The sequence below is a fragment of the Acinetobacter sp. S4400-12 genome (assembly GCF_024129495.1).
Lineage (GTDB): Bacteria > Pseudomonadota > Gammaproteobacteria > Pseudomonadales > Moraxellaceae > Acinetobacter > Acinetobacter lwoffii_C.
Map to the genome: position 1 here is coordinate 142,430 of NZ_JAMXYB010000002.1, position 13,244 is coordinate 155,673.

The following is a 13,244-nucleotide window of genomic DNA, read 5'->3' on the forward strand; positions in this document are numbered from 1 at the left end:
TTTCTAAAAACAGCCTGTGGATACAGGCTGTTTTTATAGTAGAAACTATATAAAAATTAGAAGGATAAATGCTATTTATATAAGCAAAAAGAAAAAAACTGTGACTCTAGTCGAATAATTCAAGTGAATTTTTTAGTTTTAAGCATTTGCTAAAGTCCAAAAGCCTCCTAATATATTCAGGATATTTTCTTCCTTGCAAAAGTATGGATATTTAGAATGGCAAGGCTTATTTAAAATGAAAAAAATAGGGTAGTGATTGCCTTCTAGATGGGAGGAAAATTCTATTTAAATAGAGCAGATTGAGCTGGATGGATGTGGCAAGACAGGTGTAGAGCAAAATAAAAATGACAGGTCAAATGGAACACTGTAAATGATGGATATGCATTATGATGTGAACTTGGCCTTGGGATCAGCATTGATGGCTCTGGTGATGTGCTATTTTGCTGTTTCATTTGAGCAGAAATTGCTGGGCAGCCAACCGCTTGAATCTAAAAAAATGCTCATACTCGGGGCAGGTGCCTTGTTTACTCTGGCGATCTGGTCAGTTCACTTTATTGGTCTTGTTGCAGGCCAGTGGCCAGTTCAGCTGAATATGAATTTTAAACTGAATATTATTTCGTGTCTGATTGCCTTTACCAGCTCAAGCCTTGCTGTCTGGTTGATCAGTTGCCAGATTTTACCTTTGGCCCGTCTACTCCTCAGTGCCATCGTGATGGGACTCGGTATTGCCGGTTTGCATTATATTAGCATGAGAGGTTTAAGCATCGACCATTACAATAGTGCTTATGATCCGCTCGTCATGCTTTGTTCGGTGCTGGTGGCTATCGCGGGATCGGGGCTGAGTTTCTGGATCGTCTATAAATACAGATATTCCAACTCTCCCATTCTGATCCGGTTTATGGCTGCCAGTTTTTTTACCCTTAGCCTAATTGGACTGCATTATGGGGGCATGGCCGGCGCCAGTCTTTCTAGCGGGGCTGAGCAGCTTAAGCCGATTAATTCTTTCAGCGTCGAGGTTTTGCTGGCCCTCGCTTTGATCAGCAGTCTGATACTGTTAGGCGCCCTAAGCGTGGCAATATGGGAATCTCGCCTTAACTATCGCAACCTGCAACTGGCCTGGGCCAATAAAGAAATTGAGAATCGGGGTATTCAGGATACTTTGACCCAATTACCCAACCGTTTATATCTGACTGAATATGTGCAGCAACTATTTTCTGCGCAGCAGCCTCAGCAGAAGTTTGCCTTTTTATATATTGATCTGGACCGCTTTAAAGCGGTGAATGATGTCTTTGGCCACCTGTCTGGAGATCAGTTATTGATCCAGTTCAGTCACCGTATTGATTCTTTGCTCGATGAACATACGCAGTTACTGCGCATAGGCGGTGATGAGTTCCTGCTGGTCATGGAAAATACCGCTGTTGAACAGGCTTCAAACATGGCGGAACAAATACTAGAGCAGATTCAGGATGGTTTTCTGATCAATGGCAAAACGATTAATATTTCAGCCAGTATCGGTATAGCCTTATATCCACAACATGGCACCAATCTACAAGATCTTCTGGTCAATGCAGATACCGCTATGCTGAATTCCAAATATCAGGGCCGTAACACCTATTCGCTATTCAATTGTTCTTCTGAACAGCATGAAAATAAAAGCCAGTCCAAACTGATTAATGATTTATATAAAGCGGTAGAAGAGCAGCAATTTATTCTATTTTATCAGCCAAAATTTAATTGCGATGATCAGATTTGTGGGGTAGAGGCCCTGATTCGTTGGCAGCATCCCTTACATGGCCTGCTGGAGCCGAGTATGTTTATTGGCGGTGCTGAAAAAACTGGCCTGGTGATTCAGATAGGATATTGGGTCTTGGAACAGGCCTGCAAGCAGATTCAGCTCTGGGAAAAAAGTAAAACTGATTTTTTCCCGCTGGCGGTGAATTTATCCGCAGTCCAGTTTGAGCATAAGCACCTGTGCAGTACACTGGAGCAACTCTTAAAAAAATACGCTATTCAACCTGGCCATCTGATGATCGAAATTACTGAAACCACTGCGATGCATTATATTGATGCCAGTATCCGTACCCTGGAGCAATTGCGCAATATGGGGATTCAGTTGGCAATTGATGATTTTGGTACCGGACATTCCAGTTTTTTATATCTGAAAAATTTGTCCGTTGATGAGCTGAAAATTGATAAGGAGTTTATTCAGGGGCTGACTGAAGGTTCAAAAGAAGAAATGATTCTGGAAAGTATTATCCAGTTGGCCAACAAGTTAGGTTTAAAGGTGACAGCAGAAGGGGTAGAAACGAAACAGCAGGCTAATATCCTGATCCGCCTTGGTTGTCAGCAGATGCAGGGCTATCTGCTGGGTAAGCCGATGACTGTTGAGCAGCTTGAAGCATGTAATTTTCTCGGCTTGGATTAGAGTTTGCAAGGCCGTCCTATGCTGGGCTTTTCTGTCTTCAACTGTTCAGCCCTCCCTTCAATTATCATTAAATACGGTATAGAGCATTGGGTAGACAGAATCAGTTCAATCTATAACTGAAAATTTAGCCCAAAATTGGATTGAATAACGACCGGATAGCGCCGTAAATCAGCCTGATTCCAGACTAAACGGTGTAACTTCAGATTAACCTTCATCTTTTGATGCAACTCGAAGGGGGCAACAACCAGGAGGAGTAAAAATAAACTAGCAGTCACGTATTAACAGTATATTTTTATATTTTTAAGGCTAAGATAAAGAAAACGAGACAAATAAGGAGAATAATGGTGTTATTACTGGAGGAAATTTATAAAATCAAAAAACCTCAGTATTCCCAACATTTTAATTTGCGAGTTCAGCGAGGATTAAGCTGGTTAAAGAAGTCGATCGAGCTGGATCAGGAGCTGGAATTTAAGTTTATCAGCCTATGGATCAGCTTTAATTCTATTCATGCCCATGAAGGTGCGGCCAATCCGGAGCAGCATTGCCTGTATCAATTTCTGGAACAGCTTTGCCAAAAAGATGTGGACCAGAAGCTGAGCCATATTGTCTGGGAAAAATACAGTCAGCCAATTTTATCCCTTTTGGACAGCCCCTATACTGATCAGGGTTTCTGGGATTATCGCCATCATAAAATCAGCCTGCAAAGTTGTCAGGAAGCATTGGCCCAGCAAAAAAGCCAGCTGCAACAAACGCTGCAAGAGCGTAATTTAAGCAAAATTTTATTTGCAATTTTTAATCGTCTATCCACCTTACATCAACAAATGTTGCAGGGAGGCACCACCTGTCATAGTGCGCTGAATCGAAAACAGTTACAGGATGGCTGCCGGGTTCTAGCCGCCTTAATGCCGGTCTTTATCCATATCCTGCTAGAAAATTCGGCTGCGCTGGATTCGGGCAAGCCATTTTATCCGGCTGTACAAATGAGTTAATGTTGAGTCCGTATGCGAGATTGTTGCCATTGATCAAGCATTATAAACAGGATAGCGCCGAGGGCCAGGCCAAGACCGAATAGACAGGTCATCTTCCAGCCACCGTGATGCCAGGCATATACACCAAGTGCAGAACCACAGGCGCCACCAACAAAATACAAGGTCATATAAATAGAGTTAAGGCGTGATTTGGCATCTGGGCGTAACTGGAAAATCACGTTCTGATTGCAGCTATGGATAATCGCTAGACCAAGGTTAATCAGGGCATAGCCGAGTATATAACTGATTAAGAACATGCCACCAAAATATAAAAATAACCAGCTTCCGGCCAGAAGCGAACCGCCCATCCAACTCAGCTGCTTGATATACCCCCGATCAGCCCATCTGCCAATAAACCGTGTCGACAGTGCACCAAAGACACCCACTATAGTCACCAGACCGACTGTTACATCCGAGAGGAAGAACGGTTGCTGGGTTAACAGTAAGGCAATTGTAGAAAACAGCATACTCATCGCGGCAAAGGCGCAGGCCCCGATTAGCGAGCGAAGTAGCAAGCGTGGTTCCTCACGCAGTAAAAGTCCCATGGACTTAAAAATAACACCATAAGTCAGGCGCATACGCGGCATATTCGGTAGTTGACCTTTCAGATAAACACCTAGAACCAGCAATGACATGCTGCTCAGGGCATAAATTGTTTTCCAGTGAAACAGTTCAGAAAGCAGTCCCGAAATACTGGTAGAAAGTAAAATACCCACCAGTAGGCCACTCATCAGAAAACCCACCACTTCTCCAGTTTTTTCCGGTTTTACCGCCATTGTGGCCAAAGGAATTAAAATCTGCGCAGCCACCGAAAACAATCCGGCAAGCATCGTTCCGATCCAGAGCATAGGCAGGTTGGTGGCCATGGCACAGATCAACAAGCCCAGGGCTGCACCAAACATTAACCAGGGGATTAATCTGGTTTTATTCAGCATATCGCCCAAAGGTACAATAAACAGCAGACCTAGGGCATAGGACACCTGGGCAATGGTCACGGTAAGAGCCACCTGAGATTCAGGTACCTGATAGTATTCCTGAATGGAAGAAATTAAAGGTTGAGCATAATAGTTGGCCCCGGCACATAAACCGCATGCAATCGCCATCAGCCATAAGAGGGATTTATTTTGACTGATATCGAGAGAGGGTTGCATAACAGGTACCTTATATGAGGGGGAAAGCAGCCGCAATTGCAGCAAGAAATACAGAAATTGCAGATACTATAGACCAGAAATTTGAATGCTAAAGGTAGCAAATATAGCCGGAACTGTAACGCAAATGGAGATTATCAAACTGCTTAAACGAGGCTGTACGCGGGATTTCGACAGATCAGAGTTAATTAAGCGGATATATTTCCAGCAGGAACAGGAGAGATAGCCCCCATGCTACTGAATTTATAGAAAGCTGCTGGGCTGGTTGTGGAGTAAAGAGCAAAGACTGATCACTCTTCGCCCAACTTTGGTGCAAAAGAGCAGGAGTAGAGATTTAACCTAGGTATTGAGTATTAATTCAGGAAATAGTTCAGAATATTTTTTTCAATTGTCCAGCCTTCAGTTTTAGACTTACATCGCCTATATACACGTCATAAAAATAAGCCGGACTTATCACAATTAATTCATATTTTTTATAAGTAAACACCTAAAAAGTTATAGGAAAACAGAAGGTTTTTATGCAAAAGTCTTTGCTGGAAAAATCAGTCCAAAGTTGTCAAAAAAGTCAAAAACTCAACCCCACATGCCGGAAAAAGTACCCTATTAGGGGCTTTAGCAGAGCTTTGGGAAAAATATCTGGCCGAGCTGGAAACATCAATTTTTTTGTCAGAATAATCAATGTAACAAAATAAATCAGAATACTGGCGGTGCTTAAAAGACAAGAACGCCGGTTTATTCTTCAAAAAAATAAATATCTTTTATAAATTCGGCAAATCAAAACATAAGGCCGAACTGAAAAATATTATATGAAACCATCATTTTTATGAATCATCAGTTCAAAATATGGGTATTTATTAAATAAATAATAGGTAGTATTTTCTAGAAGTTTATTTAGAATCCAAAAATTCAACAAAAACACATCCTGAGGGGAAACATCGTCAATCACGATGTTTACTTAAGAAAAATTAGCTTGAGGAACGCTCATGCAGATTGGAATTCCAGCCGAAACTGTCATCGGTGAAAATCGCGTCGCTGCGACGCCTGAGACAGTAAAGAAATTGATCAGCGCTGGTCATAGTGTGGTGATCGAACGTGGTGCAGGGCTAAAAGCTGCCTATATCGACAGTGCCTATGAGCAAGTTGGCGCCAAAATTACGGATGATGCCTACACCGGTAGCCAGATGATTTTGAAAGTTCGTGCACCGAAAGGTGAGGAAATTCAGAAGCTGTCCGCCAATACCACGGTGGTGGCAATGTTTGATCCATACCGCAATACCGAGCTTGACCAGTTCGCGGCACAGAATGTGTCTGCATTTGCACTTGAGCTTTTGCCGCGGACTTTGTCCCGTGCGCAAAACATGGACGTATTGTCATCGCAAGCCAACCTGGCAGGCTATAAGTCTGTGCTTTTGGCGGCTGCTGAATACCAGCGCATGTTTCCAATGCTGATGACTGCTGCGGGTACGGTGAAACCGGCCCGTGTGGTGATCATGGGGGTCGGGGTGGCTGGTCTGCAAGCGATTGCGACCGCGAAGCGTTTGGGTGCCATCGTTGAAGCCACAGACCTGCGTCCAACTGCCAAAGATCAGGTTGAATCGTTAGGTGGTAAATGGTTAGACGTACCGATGTCTGCTGAAGAGCAACAAAAAGCGGCAGATGCTGCCAAAAATGGTTATGGGTGGATGCCGGGTGAACAGTACATCCAGGATCAGGCCATTATTGTCGATAAAGCGGTATCGAATGCAGATATCGTGATTACCACTGCGCTATTGCCAGGCCGTGATGCACCGCGTTTAATCCGAGCTGAAACTGTAGCCAAGATGAAACCGGGTTCCGTGATTCTGGATATGGCGGTGGAATCCGGCGGTAACGTTGAAGGTTCAAAGTGCGGCGAAACTGTTGTCACTGAAAACGGTGTGAAGATTCTGGGTGTACCCAATATTCCATCGACGGTATCGACTGAAGCATCAGCGCTCTATGCACGTAACGTCTATAACTTTGTAGAAACCCTTTTTGATGCTGAGAAGAACTTTGTTCTGAATCAGGAAGATGAAATTCAAAAAGCCCTACTTGTCACTCACGGCGGCCAAGTGCTGTTAAAACGTGGTTAAGGAGCAGACTCATGGTTGAAACAATTACGATTTTTGTCCTGGCCATCTTCGTGGGTTACTACGTGGTTTGGGGCGTAACTCCTGCACTGCATACCCCCTTGATGGCGGTGACCAATGCCTTGTCTTCGATCATCATCGTAGGAGCGATGATTCAAACTGTTGGCTTGCCAATGGTGGGCGTAGAAGGCAGCGTACATTTCCAGACCATCAATGTGGTCAGTGTACTGGGTGCGATTGCGGTATTTCTGGCCAGCATCAATATTTTTGGTGGCTTTGCCGTGACTGCACGGATGCTGGAAATGTTCAAACCGAAGCAAAAGAAGAAAGAGGGCTAATCCATGGAATTTATTAAAGACTATGCGGATTGGTTTTACCTGGTAGGTGCCGTACTTTTCATCTTAACGCTACGAGGTTTATCGGGTCCTAAAACCGCGATTGCAGGTAACCGCTACGGCATGATTGCCATGGCAATTGCAGTGATCACCACTTTCTTTGTGGCTGATAATCCTGTGATCTGGATGATTGTTGGAGCTATGCTGCTGGGTGGGGTTGTAGGAATTGCGCGTGCACGTACTGTGCCCATGACCCAAATGCCGGAAACAGTAGCTTTAATGCACTCTTTGGTGGGTCTGGCAGCGGTACTGATTGCTGTCGCCGCGATTATCCATAACAACAAGCTGGCTGAACTGGGTCCAGACCTGTTGGCAGCCAATGGTGTGACTTTCCATGAAATGAGCAAGGTTCATTTATTTGAACTGTTTGTAGGCTGTTTCGTCGGAGCGATTACCTTTACTGCATCTGTATTTGCCTACGGTAAACTGGCGGCAAAAAAATGGGCCAAGACCATTTCAGGTGGCTGGGTCAAACCGGTTCAGGCACTAATCTTTATTGCCATGCTGGCAGCAGGGGTTTACTTCTTCCTGACCGGTAATATGAACGCTTTCTGGATCATGACAGCTCTTGCGCTAGCCTTTGGCTGGGTATGGATTGCCCCAGTGGGTGGGGGTGATATGCCGGTTGTGGTTTCTCTGTTGAACTCATTCTCAGGCTGGGCAGCGGCAGGCATTGGTTTCACGCTAGAAAACAACATGCTGATTGTTGCAGGTTCATTGGTCGGTTCCTCTGGTGCGATTCTGTCTTACATCATGTGTAAAGCCATGAACCGTTCCATTATCAACGTACTGTTTGGTGGAGCGATGGGTGGCGGTGCTGCACTGGCAGCAGCAGCGGGCGAACAAGTACAGCGTAACCACCGTTCAGGTTCAGCAGATGATGCCGGCTTCCTGATGTCAAATGCGGACAGCGTAGTCATTGTACCGGGTTATGGTATGGCACAAGGCCGTGCGCAAAATGCGGTCAAAGAGCTGGCAAACTTGCTGAAAGAGCAGGGCGTAACAGTTCGTTTCGCGATTCATCCGGTTGCAGGTCGTATGCCAGGTCATATGAACGTACTGCTTGCTGAGGCAGATGTGCCTTATGAGGATATTCTGGAAATGGATGAGATTAACTCGGATTTCCCGGCAACTGATGTTGTACTGGTGATTGGTGCAAACGACGTTGTGAACCCGGCAGCAAAAGATGATCCAAGTTCTCCAATTTACGGTATGCCAATTCTGGAAGCGCATAAGGCACGTACCATCATGGTGATCAAGCGCTCTATGGCCACCGGTTATGCCGGTCTGGACAATGACCTGTTCTATAATGATAAAACCATGATGATCTTCGGGGATGCGAAGAAAGTGGTTGAAGACATGACCAAAGCTATTAATGGGACAGGTCACTAATCTTGCCATAACCCTCTCCCTTCTTTTTAAAGGAAGGCTGAGTAAGACTAAGAACCACCTTCGGGTGGTTTTTATCTTTAATTGTCTCTATGGCTGGCTGAACGAGAAGAAGAGCAAGGCCAAATATAAAAATATTTTTATAGTGCGGCGGGTGGTGCCGATTTTTTATTCCGGTTTTCGCACAGGTCTTTCAGTTGGAAGATGCGATAGATTGGTATCCTGTCAGCATGCAGATCAATTGTGAGTAGCAGCTGTGTTTAGCAAGATATCAGACTTCTTTATCAAAAAATCCAATTTATCTTTTTTCAAAACAATAGCTCTGATGATCTATTTTTTTGAGTGACCGGACACTATAAAACCCGACATGGATATAGTGCAGCTGTATAGTGCGTACAGTCCTGGATTTGAGAGAAATGGGTTTGGTCTAAGATGATTTAGCCCGGTTAAGTTTGCTTTGTAATAGCGGGCTACAGAGTAAGACTGCGCAGAAAATCAGACTCAAGCCCAGCAGGCTGGAAAAATCCGGTACTTCATGCCAGAACACGTAGCCCCAGAGGCCCGCAAAGACAATCGCAATATAATTGACCGGTCCAATCTGTCCTGCAGGGGCCAGTTTATAGGCTGTGGACATAAAGAGCTGGCTGATATTGGCCAGAAGTCCGGCGGCAATCAAATAGCCCAATTCAGTCAGGCTGTAAGGACGCCAGAGCCAAAACATGGGAATGACCGAAATTAAGCTGCCGATCAGACAGAAATAAAACACAATGCGTTCCGGAGGCTCGGTCTGAGTTAGAGCACGTACCGTTACAAATGCCATGGCGGCCAGAAAACTTGCTCCCAAGCCAATGACAGCCATCAGGTTAAACAGCCCGGTATCAGGTTTGGCCACACAGATGACACCTACCAGACCAATACTGGCAGCGACGATCATACTGGCTGTGACTTTCTCCTTTAAAAATAGCCAGGCAATTAAAGGAATAAAAATAGGAGAAGAATAGGTAAAAACCATGGCATTTGAGAGTTTCAAATGGGCAATGGCATAAAAGAAGCCATACATGGCCATTAATCCGACCACAGAGCGCCAGATATGCATCCAGATTTTTTCTGTCCGGAAAAAATCAACTCCCTTATTTAAAATCAGTGGGAGAAAAATAAACAATCCAACCACATTGCGGAAAAAGACCACAGTGGCATTGTCTACAGTTTGTGAGGCATAGCGGATACATACACCCATCATCGAAAACAGGAAAGCAGAGCAGGTCAGCAACAAAATCGCTTTAAGCAGATGCGAAGTGGGAGGAGTGGGCATGAAACTCAGAGGGCTAGAAGATTGAAACTATTCTAGCCGAAATGGAGTATGAAAGGCTTATTGGCTATGTGCCAGTTGGGCTTCAAGTAGCTTGATCTGTTCTTCCTTTAACTGAATCAGCTGGTCAGCATCATCATGCTGAGCTTCTAAGGTCGCTTTCTGGTCGTTGAGCTGGGCTTGCAGATCTTCCAGTTTGGCTACTTCTTCTTTGGCCAGTGCAGGCGTGGTCGGAACGGCTGTGTTCATCATATCTTCCGTCACCAGAACCTGTGGCGCTGCGGATTCGTTCTGGCGGCCAGCAGATTCCTGAAGTGGCTCAGCCACAGGTGGAGCTGCTGGACGAGTGATCACAGTCTGTTCCTGTTCGGTGGTGGCTGCGGGCACATGATTTAGCCATTGATAAACCACGACCAATACTGCCACAGCACTTAAAGCCCCAATGATTCCTATCAAAAGTTTAGGATTATTCCTTTGTTCTACTGACATCGCTTGAACCCGATTTTATTTTGCTGAACGAGGTTTAAACTGAACCACACCGACTTCATCCGGAGCAGCTGGTGTTTCAGGTTGATCGATATGCGTCGGGCGGTTTTCTTCATAACCACACTCGATACATTCAATCCACTCATTTTCACCAGAGGTCAGCATGACAACCCGGTCCAATGCCTGGCATTTTGGACATTTTGCGCCTGCAATGAAACGACGTTTAATGGTCATCATACTCACCTTGTGATCAACTTAAAAAACCTAGTTTAAGCGTTTTTAGACGCGTTCGTCCAACCTTGATGACGTAGTAATGCATCTATTTTTGGCTCGCGTCCGCGGAAATTGATAAATGCATCAAGTGCCTGATCTTTTCCGCCAACTGCTAGAATATTCTGTCTAAACTGCTTTCCGGTTTCAGTGTTAAAAATGCCTTCATGTTCGAAGCGTTCAAAGGCATCACTGGCCAAAACCTCTGCCCATTTGTATGAATAATAGCCAGCTGCATAGCCGCCTGCGAAAATATGACTGAAGCTGTGCTGAAAACGGTTATAGGCGGTGGTAGGCAAGACCGCATATTTTTGACGGATCTCATTCAGGCAGTTCTGAATCTGCTCGGCATTGAGGGCCGGATGGGCACGGTGGATGCTTAAATCAAATAAGGCAAATTCAAGCTGACGCAATGTCTGCATACCTGACTGGAAAAAACGGGCATCCAGCAAGGATTTCAGCAGCTCTGCTGGTAAGGATGCCTGGGTTTCAATGTGTGCACTGAGCAAGTCCAGACTTTTCTGATCCCAGGCCCAAAATTCCATAAACTGGCTTGGCAATTCGACAGCATCCCAAGCTACGCCGTGAGTCCCTGCCACCGCAATATTGTCGACTTCGGTCAGCATGTGGTGCAGGCCATGACCAAACTCATGGAACAGGGTGATGACTTCATCATGGGTTAATAAGGCAGGGCGATTGCCTACCGGTGGGGTAAAGTTACCGACCATATAGCAAATCGGTTTTTGTAGGCCATTTGCGGTTTGCATCCGTGAACGGAAGCCGCTCATCCAGGCACCACCGCGTTTACCCTGACGGGCATACAGGTCGAAATAGAAACCGCCAATCACCTCACCTTGATCTTCTAGTTCAAAATAACGCGCATCTGGATGCCAGACGGGTGCTTCACGTTCAATGACCTGAATGCCGTATAAACGGTTCACAATACTGAACAGACCTTGCAGGATTTTCGGTGCAGGGAAATACGGCTTTAGTGCTTCCTGAGACAGGTTAAACTGCTGCATTTTCAGTTTTTCTGAATAATAACCACTGTCCCAAGGCTGTAAGTCAGTAATGCCATCTTCCGCTGCAATCGCTTTCAGTTCAGCAATTTCTTTTTCAGCCGGGGCACGCGCATGCTCTGCCAGATCATGCAAAAAATCATCTACAGCATCGACACTGGGCGCCATTTTACTGGCCAGAGAATATTCAGCATAATTGTTAAAGCCGAGGAGCGCAGCCATTTCCTGACGCAGACTTAAGATTTCTTCCATCACAGGGGTATTGTCAAACTCAGACTTATCGGACTGATCTGAAGCACGTGTGGTATAGGCTTTATAGATTTCCTCGCGCAGACTGCGGTTTTCAGCATGGGTCATGATGGCCAGATAAGACGGAAAATCTAAGGTCGCCACTGGCTGATCCAGTTCATGCTGTTTGCCATATTGTTTAAGCAGTTCAATATGGCTTGCCGATAAACCTGCCAGCTCATCTTCATTTAATGGCCGGAAGTAGGCTTGAGTCGCATCCAGCACATGATTGGAAAAGTCCGAAGAAAGCTGGGATAAACGTGCGGAGATTTCTGCATAACGTTTTTTGGCCTCACCTTCCAGAGCGACACCGGACAACTTAAAGTCACGAAGAGCCAGCTTGACTGCACTTTGCTGTGCGGCAGACAGCTTTGCGAACTCAGCTGCATCATGCACATGCTGATAGGTCTGATAAAGGGCCGTATGTTGGCCGAGCTGAGTATAGTATTCACTTAAACCCGGTAATAAGGCTTGGTAGACTTCACGGGTTTCGGAATTATTCATCACCGCATTGAGATGCGACAACACCCCCCAAGATTCACTCATATTATTTTCAAGTGTGTCGACATGTTGCAAAATCGCAAGCTGTGCCTGAGCTGACTCCGGTGTTTCAGTGAGTTCATTCAGGAATTTTTGACCTTCAGCAATACAGCTTTCAATCTTTTGTTGGAGTTCTTCTAGGGTAATCTGATCAAATTGTGGAACAGGCAAAGTTGCCTTTTCTAAAGTCATGTTGGTCTGCCAAATTAATTTTCTGTATTGAATCTAGATGTAGGGCCTTTGATTGGGGAAATCAAGGTGGTTAAAGTTTTTTCTCTAGCTTTGTATTTAATATTTTCAATTCTTTATTAATATGTTGAAGTTGTTCAATCAACTCACCCTCAGATGAGGGTAAGGCTGCTAGCTCATTTATATCGATGATGGAAATATTAGTGATTTTAGTTTTCCATACGTTTAGAGGATGTTGATACCAATAACGTAGCTTTTATAAGGATAGGATTATTGTCTAAAGCATCTCTAAGGCTACCGTATTGTCCCCAATCGTATATAGCTCTGATTGGGTGGAAATACTTTGACTCCATTTTTAAAAATACCAGCTTTAAAATCTTGTTTTTCAGAATTTAATTTTTTAATTCCAAATGCCGCGCGCGGGATCGGTCGATCACTAGATATTTTTACATGATGAGCAATAGATTTTCCAATATTTTTAACATGAAGTTGGATTACGGATTCTTTCCCATAATGAAGGGTAGCCAGAATAATAATTTGTGGTTGCTGATTGGACTTAAATACTGCGTAAGTTACGAGTAGAGCCATTAAAGAAGTGATCAAAGTAAAAATAGTTAGGGTATCCATTTTTTATAATTTCTCCTATTTTA

General features: G+C 44.6%; 11 protein-coding genes. 5 read left to right on the forward strand and 6 right to left on the reverse strand.

All coding sequences use genetic code 11. The features are described 5' to 3' along the window. Nucleotides 1-370 precede the first annotated feature (370 nt). On the forward strand, nt 371-2,425 hold the full coding sequence (locus NI461_RS02180) for an EAL domain-containing protein (protein WP_253156396.1): 2,055 nt from the start codon (nt 371-373) through the stop codon (nt 2,423-2,425). Between the two features lie 344 nt (nt 2,426-2,769). Beyond that, a complete protein-coding gene (locus NI461_RS02185; RefSeq protein ID WP_253156420.1) occupies nt 2,770-3,414 on the forward strand; it encodes a hypothetical protein in 645 nt (214 codons plus the stop codon). Here NI461_RS02185 and NI461_RS02190 read toward each other — a convergent pair. Further along, on the reverse strand, nt 3,411-4,604 hold the full coding sequence (locus NI461_RS02190) for an MFS transporter (protein ID WP_253156398.1): 1,194 nt from the start codon (nt 4,602-4,604) through the stop codon (nt 3,411-3,413). The two genes, NI461_RS02185 and NI461_RS02190, sit on opposite strands and share 4 nt — an antisense overlap. 980 nt (nt 4,605-5,584) lie before the next feature. Here NI461_RS02190 and NI461_RS02195 point away from each other — a divergent pair. The 3 genes from NI461_RS02195 to NI461_RS02205 are packed head-to-tail and all read left to right on the forward strand — an operon-like array spanning nt 5,585 to nt 8,496. Further along, entirely contained in the window at nt 5,585-6,712 is a 1,128-nt protein-coding gene (locus NI461_RS02195; RefSeq protein ID WP_174659279.1) for a Re/Si-specific NAD(P)(+) transhydrogenase subunit alpha, read from the forward strand. Between the two features lie 11 nt (nt 6,713-6,723). Then, nucleotides 6,724-7,047 carry a proton-translocating transhydrogenase family protein gene (locus NI461_RS02200; RefSeq protein ID WP_151205399.1) on the forward strand — a complete coding sequence of 108 codons (324 nt, stop codon included), beginning with the start codon at nt 6,724-6,726 and terminating at the stop codon, nt 7,045-7,047. A gap of 3 nt (nt 7,048-7,050) precedes the next feature. Further along, nucleotides 7,051-8,496 (forward strand): NAD(P)(+) transhydrogenase (Re/Si-specific) subunit beta, encoded by a 1,446-nt coding sequence (locus tag NI461_RS02205; protein ID WP_151206987.1) that lies wholly within the window; start codon nt 7,051-7,053, stop codon nt 8,494-8,496. 424 nt (nt 8,497-8,920) lie between these two features. Here the strand turns inward: NI461_RS02205 and NI461_RS02210 are convergent, their stop codons facing one another. The 5 genes from NI461_RS02210 to NI461_RS02230 form a co-directional block, all read right to left on the reverse strand. Then, entirely contained in the window at nt 8,921-9,805 is an 885-nt protein-coding gene (locus tag NI461_RS02210; protein ID WP_253156400.1) for a DMT family transporter, read from the reverse strand. Between the two features lie 57 nt (nt 9,806-9,862). Then, entirely contained in the window at nt 9,863-10,291 is a 429-nt protein-coding gene (locus NI461_RS02215; RefSeq protein ID WP_253156402.1) for a hypothetical protein, read from the reverse strand. A gap of 15 nt (nt 10,292-10,306) precedes the next feature. After that, a complete protein-coding gene (locus NI461_RS02220; protein WP_171478860.1) occupies nt 10,307-10,516 on the reverse strand; it encodes a YheV family putative zinc ribbon protein in 210 nt (69 codons plus the stop codon). 41 nt (nt 10,517-10,557) lie between these two features. Then, nucleotides 10,558-12,612: a M3 family metallopeptidase gene (locus NI461_RS02225; RefSeq protein ID WP_253156421.1), complete on the reverse strand. Its 2,055-nt coding sequence runs from the start codon at nt 12,610-12,612 to the stop codon at nt 10,558-10,560. Nucleotides 12,613-12,888: 276 nt separating this feature from the next. Beyond that, a complete protein-coding gene (locus NI461_RS02230) occupies nt 12,889-13,221 on the reverse strand; it encodes a hypothetical protein (RefSeq protein WP_253156404.1) in 333 nt (110 codons plus the stop codon). Nucleotides 13,222-13,244 lie beyond the last annotated feature (23 nt).